Below are 16481 nucleotides of genomic sequence, written 5' to 3'. Positions count from 1 at the left end.
GGCTCATCGACCAGCGAGGTCAAATCGCAGAACCCACCGCGCCGGTCCCGTGCGCGCTGATCCACCGCCCATCCTTTGAAAGCAGGAGACGATCAGCCATGTCGGTAGAGCATCCTCGGCGTAAGAGACACCCTGAACCTCACGCGCCAGCACCGGAACCTGTCGCGACAAGCCGCGGCGATCTGAATACCAGTCCCATTCCCGAGGACAGACTGAGGTTCCGGATCGGAATCCTCGGTGCTTTCATCGCCCCGGCGGTGTTCCTGGCCGGAGTGGTCGCCTACTTCGTGATATTCGGAGTCTTCGACATGAACGCCCTCACAGCCTCGGGGCTGGCCGGGCTGCTTGTCGCCGCGCTGTTCGCCACGTCCTACTCCCGGTTCTGGGATTGCGTCATTACTGGTGTCTCTTCGCGGAACTCCGTCACTCTGCTGCTGATCCTTCTTTCAGTGAGCCTGGTCCCGGCGATGATCACTCAGACGGACGTCGCCAGTGGGTTCGTATGGCTCGCGGGGCAGATCGGGATCGGCGGCGGCGAGTTCGTCGCGGTGACTTTCGTGATGGCGTGCACCATCTCGATGTCGACGGGCACCTCGCTCGGCACCATGTTCACAGCCTTCCCGATCTTCTACCCGGCCGGCGCCCTGCTCGGAGCAGATCCGCTGTTGTTGGCCGGAGCCGTGTTGTCCGGAGCCTTGTTCGGCGACAACCTTGCCCCCATCTCGGACTCGACCATCGTCTCGGCCTCGACGCAGCGCTATCGCCGCCGTGAGGGGGTTGCCGAGGTCGGCGGGGTGGTGCGGTCTCGAGCTCGATACGCTCTGGTGGCGGCCGGGGTCAGCGGCATCCTGTTCCTGGTGTTGGGGCTGCTCCGGTCGGGCGACGGTGTCGCCGCCTCCGCCGTCGACGGCGCACAGGGCGACCCGCTCAGTCTGATTATGGTCGTGCCCATCGCCGCCCTGCTGGTGGTGGCCTTCTGGAAGCGTGACATCTTCCTGGCCACGACCATCGGTCTGCTGGTCGGCATCACAACCGGCCTGGCGACCGGGCTACTGAGCCCGGCCGACGTCATCTCAGCCAACGATGACGGAACTCCGGGAGGTTTCCTGGTAACCGGGATAAGCGACATGTTGCCGCTTGCCGGACTGGGGATCGTTGTCTTCGGCATCGTCGGCGTATTCCAGGGCGCGGGAGTCTTCGATCTCATCGTCGACCTTGCCAGTCGCTCCGATCGGGCCGATACACCAGTCAGAACCGAGCTGGCCATTGGCCTGGGGGCCGCTGCCACGGCCGCTGTCTGCGCGGGAGCCAACAGCCCGTCGATGCTGATGTTCGGCCCTGTGGCTGACCGGCTCGGGGCACGGGCCCAGTTGCACCCATACCGGCGGGCCAACGTGATGGATTGCTTTGCCCTCGGCATTGGGGCGGTGGTGCCGGTGGCCAGCGTGTTTCTGCTGGTCTCGAGCCAGCTGACCCAGGGGGTCGGAGAGGGCGTGCCCGAGTTGTCCGCAGTGTCGATCTTCACCACAGCGTTCTATCCACTCGTACTCACCGTCGTGATGTTCCTGGCAGTGCTGACCGGGTGGGGCCGTCGCTTCGAGGGCGAGGGCGGAGCCGAGTTGCGCGAGCCGCCTGGCCGAGTCGACAGCGACTGATCCCGGTGACCCCTGGGCGAGTTTGTCCACGTCGTCGGCCGACTGTCACATCCGACGGTGTCATCTCCGAAGTCGCTGGTTCCCGGCCCTTCCCCGATGAGGCCAAGACGACGGTCTCTACCGGGTCGCGTAGAAGGCGACCGCGGACGACGCCGCGACGTTCAGCGAGTCGACCCCGCGCATCATGGGGATGGTGACCCGCGCGTCGAGGAGTCGATCGGCCCCAGGCGTCAATCCATGCCCTTCGGTGCCGAAGACCAGCGCCAAGTTCCGATGGTCTTGTGCGACCAGTTCATCGACAGTGATCGCACCCTCTCCGAGCGTCATGCCGGCCACGACGTAACCTGCCTCCTTCAACAACTGGATGCCGTCGGGCCACGGCTCGATGCGCGTCCACGGCACCTGGAAGACAGTGCCCATCGAGACGCGCACCGAGCGACGGTACAGCGGGTCGGCACAACTCGGTGTCACCAGCACGGCGTCGACTCCGAGCGCCGCGGCAGACCGAAACGCCGCACCTACGTTTGTATGATCGACCAAACCTTCCAAGATGGCGATCCTCGATCGCAGCGGCGCGCCGCTGACCTGCGGTTCCCGCGCTCGTATCTTGGAACACCCCACGTCGGCGTGGTCGACCATGTCCTCGAAGACGAGGGCGCGGCGTGCCTTCTTCAAGAGGTCGGCGGGCGGTGGCAGGGGCTTGCGGTGCATGGAGGCGAGCGCGCCGCGGTGGACGTGGTAGCCGGTGACGCGCTCCGCCAGGTCCGGGGCCACCTGGTAGACGGGTGCGGCGGTCTCGTCGATGACGTCCCGCATGACATGGGTCCACTTGGCCGTCAGGAGCATGGACCGCATCTCGTAACCGGCGGCCACGGCACGGCGGATGACCTTCTCGCCCTCGGCGATGAACAGGCCCTCGGCGAGCTCGCGGCGGCGGCGCAGTTCGACGTCCGTGAGGTCGGTGTAGTCGGCGAGGCGGGGGTCGGCGGAGCCGTCGGGGGCCGCTTCGACGGGGACGATCTCAGCCATGGCCGGCCTCGCCGCAGGCCGCGGTGCCACCTCCGGTGCCGACCGAGACCACGTCGCCGATGACGATGACGGCCGGGGGCCGTACGTCCTCCGTACGGACGGCTTCGGCGGCCGTTTCGAGTGTCGCGTCGACGCGGCGCTGTGTCGCCGTGGTGCCTTCCTGGATCAGGGCCACGGGGGTGGCGGGCGACCTGCCGTGGGCGATGAGCGTCCGCGCGATGGCGCCGATCTTGTCGACGGCCATCAGCAGGACGAGCGTTCCGCGCAGCCGGGCCAGTGCGGGCCAGTCGACCAGGGAGCGCGGGTCCTCGGGGGCGACATGGCCGCTGACGACCGTGAACTCGTGGGCCACGCCCCGGTGTGTGACGGGGATGCCCGCAGCGCCGGGGACGCTGATGGAGCTGGAGATGCCGGGCACGACGGTGCAGGGGATACCCGCCTCGGCGAGCGCCTGGGCCTCCTCCATGCCGCGGCCGAAGACGAAGGGGTCGCCGCCCTTGAGACGTACGACCGCCTTGCCCGCCTTGGCGTGCTCGATCAGCGCGTTGTTGATCGCCTCCTGGGCCATGTAGCGGCCGTACGGGATCTTCGCCGCGTCGATCACCTCGACGTGCGGCGGGAGTTCGTCCAGGAGGTCGCGCGGGCCGAGGCGGTCGGCGATGACGACGTCGGCCTCGGCGAGCAGGCGCCGGCCTCGGACGGTGATCAGTTCCGGGTCGCCGGGGCCGCCGCCGACAAGGGCCACGCCGGGGGTCCTGGTGCGGTGGCGGGGGGCGACGAGGGTGCCGTCGCGCAGGCCCTCCACGATGGCGTCACGCACGCCGGCCGAACGCCTCGGGTCGCGCCCGGTGAGGACGGCGACGGTGACGCCCTCGCTGCGGCCGGTGGCCGGGGTCCAGGCGGTGGCGGCCCCGGCGTCGTCGCTCCGTACGCACCAGGTCCTGTTCCGCTCGGCCTCGGCGGAGGCACGGGAGTTGGCCTCGGTGTCGCTGGAGGCGACCAGGACGTACCAGGCGTCGCCGAGGTCGCCGTCGGCGTACGGGCGGCGTTCCCAGCGCAGTTCGCCGGCGTCGGCCATGGCTTCCACGGAGGGCGTCGCGGACGGCGAGACGAGCAGGATGTCGGCGCCGGTCGCGATGAGGGCCGGCAGCCGGCGCTGGGCGACCTGCCCGCCTCCGATGACGACGACGCGCCGCCCGGCCAGACGGAGTCCGACGGGGTAGGCGGGGTGCTCGGCCATGGCGCTACGGGCTCCTCTGGGGACGGTGCGGGCGGGGTGTCGTGGGTGGTGAAGGTGCTGGTGGGACGGGGTGCCAGCTTAATGGGGGGCGGAGCGCCACTGCCGAGGAGGCTTTCCCCTACCCGCCCCTTCCCTCAACCGGGGCTCCGCCCCGGACCCCGTACGGCCTCCGGCCGTGCCCTCAAACGCCGGGCGGGCTGATTTTCGGGGCTCCGCCCCGGACCCCGCTCCTCAAACGCCGGAGGGGCTGAGATTTCGGCTACTTCTCAGTCACTCCCGCCGAGTCGAACGTGGCCACCTCGTGCATCGCCCGCGCCGCGCTCTGGACCACCGGGAGGGCCAGCAGGGCGCCCGTGCCCTCGCCCAGACGGAGGTCCAGGTCGACCAGGGGGCGCAGGCCCAGCTTGTTGAGCGCCGCCACATGGCCCGGCTCGGCGCTGCGGTGGCCCGCGATGCAGGCCGCCAGCGCCTCGGGGGCGATGGCGCGCGCGACGAGGGCGGCGGCCCCCGCGCTCACACCGTCGAGGATGACCGGTGTACGCAGCGACGCGCCGGCGAGCAGGAAACCGACGAGCGCCGCCTGCTCCAGCCCGCCGAAGGCCGCGAGGACTCCGATGGGGTCGGCGGGGTCGGGGCGGTGGAGTTCGAGACCGCGCCGGACGACATCGATCTTGCGCGCGTGCGTCTCGTCGTTGATGCCCGTGCCGCGCCCGGTGACCTCGGACGGGTCCAGGTCGGTGTAGACCGAGATCAGCGCGGCGCAGGCCGTGGTGTTGGCGATGCCCATCTCGCCGGTGAGCAGGCCCTTGTTGCCGGCCGCCACCAGATCGCGGGCGGTCTCGATGCCCACGTCGATCGCGGCCAGCACCTCTTCGCGGGTCAGCGCGGGCCCGGTGGTGAAGTCGGCCGTGCCCGCGCGGACCTTGCGGGGCAACAGGCCGGGGGTGGCGGGCAGTTCGCCCGCGACGCCGACGTCGATGACACAGACCTCGGCACCGACCTGATTGGCGAAGGCGTTGCAGACCGCACCGCCACCGAGGAAGTTGGCGACCATCTGCGCCGTCACCTCCTGGGGCCAGTGGGTGACGCCCTGGGCGTGCACGCCGTGGTCGCCCGCGAAGACCGCGACGGCCGCGGGCTCCGGGATCGGTGGCGGGCACATCCGGGAAAGGCCGCTGAGCTGTGCGGAGATGATCTCCAGCATGCCGAGCGCCCCCGCCGGCTTGGTCATCCGCTTCTGCCGCTCCCACGCCTCGCCGAGCGCCTTGGCGTCGAGCGGACGGATACCGGCGATGGTCTCCTTGAGGAGGTCGTGCGGTTCCTCGCCGGGCAGGGCCCGGCGGCCGTACGTCTCCTCGTGGACGACCCAGGAGAGCGGGCGGCGCTTGGACCAGCCCGCCTGGGTCAGCTCGGGCTCCTCCGGGAACTCGTCGACGTATCCGACGCAGAGATACGCGACGACGTCCAGGTGCTCGGGAAGGCCGAGCGCGCGGACCATCTCGCGCTCGTCGAAGAAGCTGACCCAGCCGACGCCGAGTCCTTCGGCGCGGGCGGCGAGCCACAGGTTCTCGACGGCGAGGGCGGACGAATACGGCGCCATCTGCGGCTGTGTGTGGCGGCCGAGGGTGTGCCGGCCGCCGCGCGTGGGGTCGGCCGTGACGACGATGTTCACCGGGGTGTCGAGGATGGCCTCGATCTTCAGTTCCTTGAACTGCTTGGCCCGGCCCTTGGGGAGCGACTTGGCGAACGCGTCGCGCTGGCGCTGCGCCAGTTCGTGCATGGTCTGGCGGGTCTCGGCGGAGCGGATGACGACGAAGTCCCAGGGCTGCGAGTGGCCGACGCTGGGGGCGGTGTGCGCGGCTTCGAGGACGCGCAGCAGCACCTCGTGCGGGATCGGGTCGGAGCGGAAGCCGTTGCGGATGTCGCGGCGTTCGCGCATGACGCGCAGGACGGCCTCGCGCTCGGCGTCGTCGTAGCCGGGGGCGGGAGGTGACGCGTCGTCGGCGACGGCAGGGGCCGGCTCGGGGCCGGCGACGAGGGCGGGAGCAGGCTCGGATTCGGGCTCGGCCACCGGGGCGGGCGCGGGCTCGGGTGACGGCGCGGGCTCCTCGACCACGGCGAGCGGTACGGGCTCCGGCTCCGGCTCCGGCTGTGCGAGTACGGGCTCCGGCTGTACCGGCTCGGGTTCAGGTTCAGGTTCGGGCTGCGGCTCGGCGGCTGCCGGCGGCTCGACCGGCGCGGGCTCTACGGGCGCCGCGCCGGGCAGCGCTATCGACTCGCGCTGCTCCTCGGCCTCGGCCGGCTCGACGACCGGGGCCTCGTCCACCACCACCGCGTCGGGTACGGATTCGGGGGCGGGCGCGGGCTCTTCGGTCACCGGGGCTTCGGCCGCCGGCGCGGGCGTCGGCTCGGGCTGGAGCGGGGGCTCGGGCTCAGGAGCCGGCTCGGGGTTCTCGGCCACCGGCTCCGGCACGATTTCCGGCACCGGCGACGGCTCCGGGAGCGGGACCGGCTCCTGAACCGGTTCGTGGGCGAACTCCGGTCCGTAGTCGGGCACGACCGTCTCCGCAGCCGGCTCGGGAGCGGCTTCGCCGGCCACCGCCTGCGCTTCGCCGATCACTTCGGCCACCGCGATCGCGGTCTCCGCCACCGGTGTCTCGGACTGGGGCGGCACCGACGCCCACGGGTCGGCGCCCTGCACGGGGATCGCGCCGAGCTGCGGCCCCGGCAGCGCGGCGGCCTCCTCGCGCGGGATGTCCAGATACTCGGGGCCGGTGGTCGGCGGGCCCTGTGTCCGTACGCGAATCGGGTGCGGCGGCGTACTGCTGGGACCCCGGTCGGCGAGCGAACGGACCACGCCACCCGTGGAGTCGGGCATCGGCGGGCCCAGGTGAAGCGGGCGGCGCGCGGGCGGCGGAGTCGGCGTGGACGTGGCGGTCGGGGCCCGTACGGCCCCGACGTCGACGGAGCCGGTGTCGCGGCCACCGGCTTCATGCGCGCCCGGTTCGGCGGCGACGGGTGCCGGAGCTTCCTCGGCGGCCACAGGCGCGGGAGCCTCGGCAGCTTGCGGTACGGAGTCCGGAACGGGCACCTCCGCAGGGGCGTCCACCGGTGCGTACGCCTCCGGTGCCACCGCGAACTCCGCCTGCTGTACGGGCTGTACGGGCTGCACGTCCTGCTCCGGCATCCGGGCCAGGTCCGGCGCCGCGTACTCCGAGGGGCTCTCGGGCGCGGGCACTGGCTGGAACTCCGGCGGCGTCCCGTACGACACCTGACCGTGCCCCGGCGAGTCGCCGTGCTGGAGCTCGGGCTCCGAGTAGGCCGCGAGCGGCGACTGCGGCGGCTGCTGCGTGAACTCGCCCTGCGCCATGTGCCGCACGCCCTGCCCCACCGGAACGGGCTCCGGCTCGGGCACAGCAGCGGGCACGGCATGAGCGACCGGCGCGACGGGCTCCGGCGGCGGCACCGGCAGCGGATCGCCCCACGCGCCCTGCGAACTCGGCATCAGCAGAAGGTCGTCGTCCTCGGGAGCACTCTCGGAGGGGCCCAGGTAGGCGTAGGAGCCGGCAGCGGGGTCGCCCGGCTGCTCCACCATGCCTGCGTTCTCCGGCTGTCCCTTGGCCGGGATCTGGCCGGTGTCAGTCATGCGTACCCCTCGCCCATTGGTTGTGCTCCTTCGGCCCTTCGACCGGGGCGCCCGATTCCGCGGCGCTTCCGGCGCCCGTCAGTGACAACGAGCGTGGGCGCCGCGCGGCACGAATCGAGCCGCGGCCCTCACGTATTCTCCCGGCCGTCCGCGGCCGACACACGGAGATCCGCGGCGGCCGTCTGTGGGCTGCGCCACGTTGCGCGACCCCCGGTGCAGCCGTACCACATGGGGGACCAAAACGTCCCCCTTTTCCGGACATTGACGAACGAAGCGACGAACGACCGGCTGCGGTACAACGATCGGTCAGCCTACCTCGCGCCTCTGACAACAGGGTCAGGGGGCGCGGTCCGGCCGCTTCCCCGAGACCAGGAAAACCACCGAGCGTTCACGCTCCGACCAGGCTCCGGTGTCCATGTCGACGGACTGGAGCAGGACGCATTCCACCGTGTAACCGCCCTCGCGCAGGGCGGTGCAGACGGCCTCGGCCTCGTCCCGTGTGGCCGCGTGGGTGACGATGCGCGCGGGCCTGCGGTCGGCGCACGCGATGACGACGTCCACTCCCCCGCCGCCGATGCGTACGACGTCGGGCTCGGGCAGATTCTCCAGTACGTGGGGCGCGCGGCCTTCCACGACTTCCAGTTGTACGCCGGCGCGCCGGGCGGCGGCTGCCGTGCTCGCGCACGCCCCCGGTTCCGCGTCGACGGCGATCACAGCCGCGCCGAAGCGCCCCGCCTCGGCGGCGAACGCGCCGCTGCCGGAGCCGATGTCCCACACCAGATCGCCGGTACGGGCCCCGAGCCGGGCGAGTTGGGCCGCGCGCAGCCAGGTCGACTCGCCCTCGTCGAGCTCGACGCCGTACTCCTCGGACGGCAGGGCCCAACCCCGCGCGGCGGGCGGGAACTCGGGGTCGTGGGCCGCGATCCAGCCGCCGGTGCGGACGGGCGCGGTGCCGATGCCGCCGACGACGATGACCACGTTGGGGTCCCGCCAGACGTGGTCGGCCGCCTTGTCCGAGGTCAGGACGGTGACCTGTTCGCGCTCGGTGCCCAGTTCCTCGCAGATGACGAAGGTGCGGTGAACTCCCTGGAGCAGCAGGGCGAGTTCGGCGGGCCCCGCGCCCGGGGACGTGAGGACGGCGACCTTGGTGTGCGCCCGGCACACGTTGACCGCGCGCCGGAGTGTGCGCCGCTGGGCAACCACCACCTGCGCGTCGTCCCAGGGCATTCCGGCGCGGGCGAAGGCGGTGGCCACGGCGGAGACGGCCGGTACGACTTCGACCTCCAGGCCGTGCTCGGGCGCGCGCAGGGTGCGTACGACGCCGAAGAAGCCCGGGTCACCGTCGGCGAGCACGACGGCGCTGCCGCGGTGCCCGGCGATCCTGCGGGCCGCGAGGTCCACGCTGCCGAGACGGATACGTTCGGCGTCCGGCGGGATCTCCGGCAGGGCGAGATGGTGGGCGGCACCGGCCACCAGTGTGGCGGCGGCGAGGGCGGATCTGGCCGCGGGCGCCAGGGGCGAGCCGTCCCAGCCGATCACCGTGACGCGGTCGGCCATCGTCGTCAGTCTCCCGGGAGGTCGTCAGGTCGTTCTGTCGCAGGCCGGAGCGGCTGCGGATCGGTGTCGCGTGTGGGGTCCGCACCGTGGCGGTGCGTGTGAGGGTACCCGCCGGTCGTCGCGCGGTCCGACAGGGGTCCTGGGAGGACGGTGGGGACAGGGAAGCCGCGTGCGTTCAGTTCCAGTCGGTGAAGGAGCCGTAGCCGCCCGCGTCCGCCATCTGGTCGGCCACGCCTTCGAGGTCTTCGGGCAGCAGGCTCCAGACGATGAGGTCCGTACGGATGTCGATCCAGCCGCCGGTCTCCGTCTGCGTACGCGCTATCCACGCGTTGCGCAGGACGCCCTCGCTGATGCAGCCGGCCTTCTGCGCGACCTGCTGGGCCGCCGTGTTGTCGGCTGCGGTGCGCAGTTCGATGCGTTCGAAGGTCTGGTCGCGGAAGAGCCACTGCGCGACGGCGAGCACCGACTCGGTGGCGTACCCCTCGCCGCGCGCCCAGGGGGCGGTGACGTAGGAGATCTCGGTCGCCCGGGTGCGCCAGTTGGTGTTCTGGAGGCGCGCGAGGCCGACGAGGCGCTGAGTGAGGAACTCGGTGACGGCGAGGACCAGTCCGCGCCCCTCGGTGCGTTCCGCGGGGGCGATTGCGCGGACCCACTGCTCGGCGTCCCGGACGGTGTACGGGCAGGGCGCCGACGTCCACGCGATGACCGGTTCGTCGTTCATCATCTCGATGTGCGCCGGGATGTCCGCGTCCTCGAACGCGCGCAGCACCAGCCGCTCGGTGCTGATGGAGACGTCCGGAAAGGTGGTAGTCATGCGCAGCTCCATGCCTCAGTCCGTCGTAAATGCACAGCATGCAGCATCGGGGGAGCCCCGCACACGGCCGGGGTGTACGGGGCTCCCGCCGAATTGACGGCCGGTTACGCGGGCGGACCGAAGGCGGGCAGCACGGCGCCGTTCTTGTAGGTGTCCTCGATGTACTTCTTCACCTGGGGCGAGTTGAGGAGTTTCGCGAGCTTCAGCACCCGCGGGTCCTTCTCGTTGCCCTCCTTGACGGCGAGGAAATTGGCGTACGGATTGTTCTCGGTCTTCTCCAGGGCCAGGGAGTCCTCGGCCGGGTTGAGGTCGGCCTCGATGGCGTAGTTGCCGTTGATGACCGCGGCGTCCACGTCGTTCAGGGCGCGGGGCAGGGTGGCTGCCTCCAGTTCCTTGAACTTCAGGCCCTTGTCGTCCTTGATGTCGGCCAGGGTGCCGTTGCCGTCGACGCCGTCCGCGAGCGTGATCACGTCGTTGTCGGCGAGGAGCTTCAGGGCGCGGCCCTCGTTCACCGTGTCGTTCGGGATGGCCACTGTCTGGCCGGACTTGAGGGCGCCGAGGTCGTTGACCGTCTTGGAGTAGAGGGCGAGCGGTTCCAGATGGACATTGACGACCGGAACGATGTGGGTGTCGTTCTTCTTGTTGAAGTCGTCGAGGTAGGGCTTGTTCTGGAAGTAGTTGGCGTCGACCTCGCCGCTCTCGGTGGCGGTGTTCGGCAGGACGTAGTCCGTGAACTCCTTGACGTCGAGCTTGAGTCCGGCGTCCGGGGCCAGTTCGTCCTTGATGAAGTTCAGGATGTCGGCGTGCGGTGTGGGGGACGCCGCGACGAGCAGGGGCTTGGACTCGTCGGGCTTGGCGCCGTCCGCGGTCTTCTCGGCCGGGTCGGACGAGGTGCCGCAGGCGCTGAGGCCGATGGCGAGTGCGGTGGTGGCCGCGGCGGCGGCGATCTTGAGGTGAGTGCGCACGAAGAGTGCCTCTTTCCGGTGTGGGTGGTTCTAGCCCGGACAAGGAGTGCGGGCCGGTGGGACATCTGGGATGGCGGCGCCTATGCCGTTCGGGTCCGGCGGGTCAGCAGCCGTACGGCGAGGTCGCCGAGCAGCTGGATCAGGGTGACGATCAGGATCAGCACGACGACCGTGGCGATCATGAAGCCGTTCTCGAACCGCTGGAATCCGTAGGTGACGGCCTTGGAGCCGAGGCCTTCGCCGCCGACCGCGCCCGCCATGGCGGAGTAGCCGATGAGCGCGATGACGGTGGTGGTGGTGCCGGAGACGATCGACGGCAGGGCCTGGGGCAGCAGCACCTTGCGGACGATGGTGGGGATGGAGCCGCCCATGGCCTGGACGGCTTCGACCAGTCCGTGGTCGACCTCCCGTATCGCCGTCTCGACGAGCCGGGCGAAGAACGGGATCGCGCCGATGGCGAGCGGCACGATCATGGCCGTGGGGCCGATGAAGGTGCCGACGACGAAGGTCGTGAAGGGGATCAGCGCGATCAGCAGGATGATGAACGGCAGCGAACGGCCGATGTTCACGATCACGCCGACGACCTTGTTGACGGGGGTGTTCTGGAGCAGCCCGCCCTTGTCGGTGAGGACGAGCAGGACGCCCAGCGGCAGTCCCCCGGCGACGGTGACCAGCGCCGACCACAGCACCATGTAGAGGGTGTCGAGCGTCCCCTGGCTGAGCAGTGGCTGCATTTCGGACCAGGTCACTTGGCATCTTCCTTGGTGAGCGGGGTGGACGGTTCGGTGGCCAGGGACGTCCCGGCGGTGTCCGCGGCCGGCTCCACGACCTCGACCTGGAGGCCCTGTTCGCGCAGGAAGCCGAGGGGCACGACGTTCTCCTCGAAGGCGCCCGGCAGTTCGATACGCATCCGGCCGATCTGACGGCCGCCGACGGTGTCCATGGCCGCGCCGAGAATCGAGATGTCGATGTTGTAGGTACGCGACAGCTGGGAGATGACCGGCTGGGTGGCGCTCGCGCCCTGGAAGGTGACATCGATGACCGTGCTGCCGGGTCCGGCGACGGCACCGTCGACCGGGAACAGCTCGCGGGCCAGGCGCGAGCCGGGGGTGGCGAGGAGTTCGCCGACCGTGCCGGACTCGGTGATCCGCCCCTTCTCCATGAGCGCGGCGGAGTCGCAGATCGTCTTGACGACCTCCATCTCGTGCGTGATCAGCAGGATGGTGAGGCCGAGCTGCTGGTTGATGTCGCGCAGGAGTCCCAGGATCGAGCGGGTGGTCTCGGGGTCGAGGGCGCTCGTCGCCTCGTCGGAGAGCAGCACCTTCGGGTTGCCCGCGAGGGCGCGTGCGATACCGACGCGCTGCTTCTGGCCGCCGGAGAGCTGGGCCGGGTAGACCCTGGCCTTGTCGGCGAGGCCGACGAGGTCGAGCAGTTCCAGCGCCCTGCGGGAGCGTTCCCGCGCAGGGTGGCCAAGGATCTCCAGCGGCAGTTCGATGTTGTCCTGGACGGTGCGCGACGACAGCAGGTTGAAGTGCTGGAAGACCATGCCGATGGAGCTGCGCGCGCGCCGCAGTTCCTTGCCGGCCCGCCGCCCCCGCCCGGCGAGAGCCGTCAGGTCGGTCCCGTCGACGGTCACGGTGCCGGCGGTGGGCCGCTCCAGAAGGTTGACGCAGCGGATGAGCGAGGACTTACCGGCGCCGCTGCGGCCGACGACTCCGAAGACCTCGCCCTCGCGTACACGCAGGTCGACACCGTCGAGAGCGGTGATCTCAGGGCCGCGCGACCGGCCGGACCGGTAGACCTTGGTCAGGCCTGTAGTGGTGATCACAGGGGTTCCGTCACTGTCGGGTGCGCGGCACGAAGGCCGGGCGGGGCAGGGGGAGTTCGGGTGGTCCGACCTGGCGCGGCGCGACACCGCACGGCACGTCGGCCCGCGGCGGCCCGCGGCCGGTTCAGGGCCGTTCGCGGGCGCTGCGGTGGGTGACCGTGCGGGGCCGCCGACGGGCGTACGTGGTCCGGGTGCGTGACGTACGGGAGGTACGGACGTAACCGTGGACGTGGCGTCGCGTCTGTCGGGTCTCGCTTCGGGGCGCGAGGCTCAGGCAGGGGCCCTCAGTGGGCGCACATTCGACACAGACAACGAACACCGGGCGTCATGGTCGCCTCGGTCGCATGCATGCGGCTGTTCGTCGTGGTCATGTCGGTAAGTAAAGCAGATGCTCATGTCCGGACTCCACCCTGCTGTCCGAATACCGAACGCCCCTCGAACGGCATGCCGCTCCCCGATTCCACGGCTCTGACCTGCGCATATATGGGCGAGCGGGTGTGGAAGGCGATGCCGGGGGTGGACTCGGGGCGGTCGCGGGCTGTGGCCAAGGCCACGGTCCCGTGGCCCGCCGCGTACCGTGGCCTGTTCCTCGCAGGGGTGGGCGCACCGGGCTTACCGGGCCGTAATACTCTCGACCGCATGCTTGTCGCCCTGACGGTCACGGTCTCCGTGGCCGCCCTCGCCCTCGCCGCCTGGTGCGGTTACGCCGCGTACCGGGACCAGCCCACCAAGGACTGGCACTTCATCGGCATGGCGGTGGTCACGGTGCTGACACTCGTCCAACTGGTCGTCGGAATCGTTCACTTGGCACGCGGTGAGGAGCCGGCTGACAGCTCGGTGATCTTCGTCTCGTATCTGATCGGCGCGTTCGCGGCCGTACCCGCGGCCGGATTCCTGTCCTTGGCCGAGCGGACCCGCTGGGGTTCGGCCACTGTCTCGGCGGGCGCCGTCGTCCTCGCCGTACTCGAAGTGCGTCTGTACGACATCTGGGGAGGCTGACGGTGGAGACCGGGACGGGCGGCGCGGAAGTGAGCACCGGAGCGGGCACGGACGAGCGGCCCCCGGGGCGGACCAGGCTGGTCCAGGGGCCCGGACTGCTGCTCGTGTGGCTGTACGGGGTGATGTCGGTCGGCGCGGTGTCGCGGACCGCCTTCGAGATCTCCACCAAGTTCGACCGGGCCCCGCTGGCCTACACGCTGTCGGGTGTCGCGGCCGTCGTGTACGTGTTCATCACCTACACGCTGGTACGGGGCGGCGAGACGGCCCGGAGGGTCGCGCTGGTGTGCTGCGCGGGCGAACTCGCCGGTGTGCTCACCGTCGGGACCTGGACGATCGTGAACCCCTCCGCTTTCCCCGACGCGACGGTCTGGTCCGGGTTCGGCTGGGGGTATCTCTTCATTCCCGTGCTGCTGCCGGTCACGGGGATGCTGTGGCTGCGCAGGTCCCGACGGAGTTGAGCGGGTCGAGCGGTTGAGCTCTTCAGCCGTGGGGGCTCATGAACGGTGGGCTCGTGAGCGGTCGCCCGCCGTAGGTCAGGCGCTGGCGGCGAAGGCTCCGGTGGCCGCTTCCTTCTCCAGCGTCACGAGTGTGAGACCGGGACCGGTCGGCTCGCTGGCCACCGGCGCGTACCCCTTGCTCCGGTACAGCCGCAGATTGCCCTCGCTGCGGTGGCCGGTGAAGAGCTGGAAGCGCTTGGCCGCCTCGTCGCCGGCGAAGCTGCCCTCTATGGCGTCGAGCAGCCGGCCGCCGAGACCGTGGTGCCGCATCCGCGGGTGAACGATGAGCTTGCCGATCCTGGCCGTGCCCTCCGCGTCGACAACGCCCCGCACGGAGGCCACGACTTCGCCGCCGAGCCTGGCCACGAGCGCGTGGCCGCGGGCGATCTCTTCCTTGAGGTCGTCAAGGGTCTGGGTCAACGGTTCGATGGTGTAGTCACCGTAGAGCTCCGCCTCGCTCTGGTAACAGAGGTACTGAAGCTTGAGGATGTGTTCCGCGTCCTGTGCACTCGCTGCTGAGATGGTCACGCTCATGCCCATGTGTGCATGCCTCCCGCTCACCTGCTGCCGCCGGTTGTCTACCGCTCCTTTCCCCGGAGTTCAGGAGCTGCAACCTCTGTGATGAGCATTCTGCCCAGGCATCACAGGCATCCGGAACGCACTGACCTCAAACTCACCTGTGAGATACCCAACCCTCCTGCGATTTCACGGGTGGTGGGGCCGTCGAACGGCAACTTCCCAGCCGCCGGAGCGGGATAGGGGCCAGGTGTACGTTCTGGGCTCCGGCGCCCAACCCGGCGTCCACGGCGCATGGTTGTGCCCCGGCGGTCAGCACCCGGCCGGGGCACACCATCAGGCGCTTCGGTCAGTCTTCACTGCCGGTGACCGCCGTCAGTCCTTGTTGAAGTCGGCGGCGGCCAGCAGACCCGTGTCGGGGTTGTCGGTGAAGATGCCGTCGATGCCCTGCTCGAAGTAGACCTTGAAGGCCCCGAAGGCGTCACCGTACGCGTTGGGGTCCGTACCGACCCGGAAGTCCGCCGGCAGGAAGCTGTTCTCGTTGCGCATCGTGTACGGGTGCAGGATCAGGTCCTTGGCGTGCGCGTCACGCACGAGGGTGGTCGGCTTGCCCAGCTTGCCGTCCTTGTCCTTCGGGATGATCAGGTCCAGCCACGGGCCGATGCCCTGCGCGAACGACGCGATCCACGTCAGCCCCTTGGGCGTGATGAGGTCGGCCACGAAACGCGGGTCGCCCGCCTGCTTGAGGTCCCACGGCTGGGTGTTCGCGGCGTCGAAGAGCACGACGCGCGGGGTCGAGACCAGCTTGGCCATGCGCTGCATGCTGGTGGGCTCGAAGGACTGGAGGAAGAGCGGGGAGTCACGGCGGTCCCTGCCATAGCGGCGCAGCAGCTTCGCGAGCCGCTCCTCCAGGCCGAGGCCGAGGCCACGGAAGTAGGTGGGGTGCTTCGTCTCGACGTACAGCCATACGGGCTCGCCCCGGCGCCGGCCCTCTTCGTCGGCCCACCGCAGCACCTCTTCGAAGGTGGGGATCTCCCAGCGGCCGTTGTAGACCGTGCCGTGCTGACGCGTCTGCGGGATGCGCTCCTTGGCGCGCAGCGTCTTCAGCTCGGCCAGGGTGAAGTCCTCGGTGAACCAGCCGGTGAGGCTGACTCCGTCGACGCTCTTGGTCGTCTTGCGGCCGGCGAACTCGGGGTGGTCGGCGACGTCCGTGGTTCCCGTGATGTCGTTCTCGTGGCGGCAGACGAGGTGACCGTCCTTGGTGGGCACGAGGTCCTGCTCGATCACGTGCGCGCCGAGGTCGAGCGCGAGCTGATACGAACCGAGGGTGTGCTCGGGCCGGTAGCCGCTGGCGCCGCGGTGGCCGACGATCGTCGGCACGGGCAGTCTCTTCTGCGGCGGGCGGTGCCCACCGTGTCCGCCGGCCTGAGCGGCCTGAGCGGTGCCGGCCGTACCGGCGGAAAGACCGAGTGCGGCCGAGCCGAGCACCGCCGCTCCGAGCACGGTCCTTCGCCCCGGGATGTTCTGCGCACCCTGTGTCATGAACGCTCCTTCATGTGATGTCCATGTGCTGTCCCGCACCTGTCAAGCAAGGGCTTGATCGTAGGGAGTCGCCCCCTACTGCGGGCAGACCGTGCGCGAACACACCGGAAACTCGTGTCAACACCGCGCGTCGGGCCCGGCCCGATGTGCGCGGGAGGCCGACCCGCGAGTATCGTCCTCACCTGCAGAGAGT

The 16481-nt window shown here is 70.3% G+C and carries 13 protein-coding genes; 3 read left to right on the top strand and 10 right to left on the bottom strand.

The annotated features are described in order from the left end of the window. Nucleotides 1–98: 98 nt before the first annotated feature. The gene (locus OIE74_RS31895; RefSeq protein ID WP_329389820.1) at nucleotides 99–1655 is read left to right on the top strand and encodes a Na+/H+ antiporter NhaC family protein; all 1557 of its coding nucleotides are present in this window, start codon (nucleotides 99–101) and stop codon (nucleotides 1653–1655) included. A 117-nt stretch (nucleotides 1656–1772) separates the two neighbouring features. Here OIE74_RS31895 and OIE74_RS31890 read toward each other — a convergent pair whose 3' ends face one another. From OIE74_RS31890 to OIE74_RS31855, 8 genes are all read right to left on the bottom strand, one after another. After that, nucleotides 1773–2684 (bottom strand): TrmH family RNA methyltransferase, encoded by a 912-nt coding sequence (locus OIE74_RS31890; protein WP_329389818.1) that lies wholly within the window; start codon nucleotides 2682–2684, stop codon nucleotides 1773–1775. Continuing rightward, nucleotides 2677–3924: a uroporphyrinogen-III C-methyltransferase gene (gene cobA, locus OIE74_RS31885; RefSeq protein ID WP_329389816.1), complete on the bottom strand. Its 1248-nt coding sequence runs from the start codon at nucleotides 3922–3924 to the stop codon at nucleotides 2677–2679. The genes OIE74_RS31890 and cobA overlap by 8 nt, the downstream gene beginning before the upstream one ends. Before the next feature lie 259 nt (nucleotides 3925–4183). Next, nucleotides 4184–7570, bottom strand: coding sequence for a nicotinate-nucleotide--dimethylbenzimidazole phosphoribosyltransferase (cobT, locus tag OIE74_RS31880; protein ID WP_329389815.1), 3387 nt, complete (start codon nucleotides 7568–7570; stop codon nucleotides 4184–4186). A 336-nt stretch (nucleotides 7571–7906) separates the two neighbouring features. Next, nucleotides 7907–9127 carry a precorrin-6y C5,15-methyltransferase (decarboxylating) subunit CbiE gene (gene cbiE, locus OIE74_RS31875; protein WP_329389813.1) on the bottom strand — a complete coding sequence of 407 codons (1221 nt, stop codon included), beginning with the start codon at nucleotides 9125–9127 and terminating at the stop codon, nucleotides 7907–7909. 175 nt (nucleotides 9128–9302) lie between these two features. After that, the gene (locus OIE74_RS31870; RefSeq protein ID WP_329389811.1) at nucleotides 9303–9941 is read right to left on the bottom strand and encodes a GNAT family N-acetyltransferase; all 639 of its coding nucleotides are present in this window, start codon (nucleotides 9939–9941) and stop codon (nucleotides 9303–9305) included. A gap of 104 nt (nucleotides 9942–10045) precedes the next feature. Beyond that, the gene (locus OIE74_RS31865) at nucleotides 10046–10906 is read right to left on the bottom strand and encodes a MetQ/NlpA family ABC transporter substrate-binding protein (RefSeq protein WP_329389809.1); all 861 of its coding nucleotides are present in this window, start codon (nucleotides 10904–10906) and stop codon (nucleotides 10046–10048) included. A gap of 80 nt (nucleotides 10907–10986) precedes the next feature. After that, nucleotides 10987–11655 (bottom strand): methionine ABC transporter permease, encoded by a 669-nt coding sequence (locus tag OIE74_RS31860; RefSeq protein ID WP_329389807.1) that lies wholly within the window; start codon nucleotides 11653–11655, stop codon nucleotides 10987–10989. After that, a complete protein-coding gene (locus OIE74_RS31855) occupies nucleotides 11652–12734 on the bottom strand; it encodes a methionine ABC transporter ATP-binding protein (RefSeq protein WP_329389804.1) in 1083 nt (360 codons plus the stop codon). Before OIE74_RS31855 ends, OIE74_RS31860 begins: the two co-directional genes overlap by 4 nt. 639 nt (nucleotides 12735–13373) lie before the next feature. Between OIE74_RS31855 and OIE74_RS31850 the strand changes: the two genes are divergently transcribed. After that, nucleotides 13374–13733, top strand: coding sequence for a hypothetical protein (locus OIE74_RS31850; RefSeq protein ID WP_329389802.1), 360 nt, complete (start codon nucleotides 13374–13376; stop codon nucleotides 13731–13733). A 122-nt stretch (nucleotides 13734–13855) separates the two neighbouring features. Further along, complete coding sequence (locus OIE74_RS31845) at nucleotides 13856–14191, top strand: hypothetical protein (protein ID WP_329392524.1); 336 nt, start codon at nucleotides 13856–13858, stop codon at nucleotides 14189–14191. A gap of 75 nt (nucleotides 14192–14266) precedes the next feature. Here the strand turns inward: OIE74_RS31845 and OIE74_RS31840 are convergent, their stop codons facing one another. Together OIE74_RS31840 and OIE74_RS31835 are read right to left on the bottom strand one after the other, a co-directional pair. Beyond that, nucleotides 14267–14770 carry a GNAT family N-acetyltransferase gene (locus tag OIE74_RS31840; protein WP_329389800.1) on the bottom strand — a complete coding sequence of 168 codons (504 nt, stop codon included), beginning with the start codon at nucleotides 14768–14770 and terminating at the stop codon, nucleotides 14267–14269. Between the two features lie 351 nt (nucleotides 14771–15121). After that, complete coding sequence (locus OIE74_RS31835) at nucleotides 15122–16288, bottom strand: glycerophosphodiester phosphodiesterase (protein WP_329389798.1); 1167 nt, start codon at nucleotides 16286–16288, stop codon at nucleotides 15122–15124. Nucleotides 16289–16481: the final 193 nt, after the last annotated feature.

It is taken from the genome of Streptomyces sp. NBC_01716 (assembly GCF_036248275.1).
Taxonomy (GTDB): Bacteria; Actinomycetota; Actinomycetes; order Streptomycetales; family Streptomycetaceae; genus Streptomyces.
Note: the sequence above shows the minus strand (reverse complement) of the source record. Positions and strands in the feature narration are given on the sequence as shown.

What these genes read in the sequence shown, in the direction of transcription:
- OIE74_RS31895 (WP_329389820.1), top strand. Translation starts at nt 99, where the DNA reads ATGTCGGTAGAGCATCCTCGGCGTAAGAGACACCCTGAACCTCACGCG.
- OIE74_RS31890 (WP_329389818.1), bottom strand. Translation starts at nt 2,684, where the DNA reads ATGGCTGAGATCGTCCCCGTCGAAGCGGCCCCCGACGGCTCCGCCGAC.
- cobA (WP_329389816.1), bottom strand. Translation starts at nt 3,924, where the DNA reads ATGGCCGAGCACCCCGCCTACCCCGTCGGACTCCGTCTGGCCGGGCGG.
- cobT (WP_329389815.1), bottom strand. Translation starts at nt 7,570, where the DNA reads ATGACTGACACCGGCCAGATCCCGGCCAAGGGACAGCCGGAGAACGCA.
- cbiE (WP_329389813.1), bottom strand. Translation starts at nt 9,127, where the DNA reads ATGGCCGACCGCGTCACGGTGATCGGCTGGGACGGCTCGCCCCTGGCG.
- OIE74_RS31870 (WP_329389811.1), bottom strand. Translation starts at nt 9,941, where the DNA reads ATGACTACCACCTTTCCGGACGTCTCCATCAGCACCGAGCGGCTGGTG.
- OIE74_RS31850 (WP_329389802.1), top strand. Translation starts at nt 13,374, where the DNA reads ATGCTTGTCGCCCTGACGGTCACGGTCTCCGTGGCCGCCCTCGCCCTC.
- OIE74_RS31845 (WP_329392524.1), top strand. Translation starts at nt 13,856, where the DNA reads ATGTCGGTCGGCGCGGTGTCGCGGACCGCCTTCGAGATCTCCACCAAG.
- OIE74_RS31840 (WP_329389800.1), bottom strand. Translation starts at nt 14,770, where the DNA reads ATGGGCATGAGCGTGACCATCTCAGCAGCGAGTGCACAGGACGCGGAA.
- OIE74_RS31835 (WP_329389798.1), bottom strand. Translation starts at nt 16,288, where the DNA reads ATGACACAGGGTGCGCAGAACATCCCGGGGCGAAGGACCGTGCTCGGA.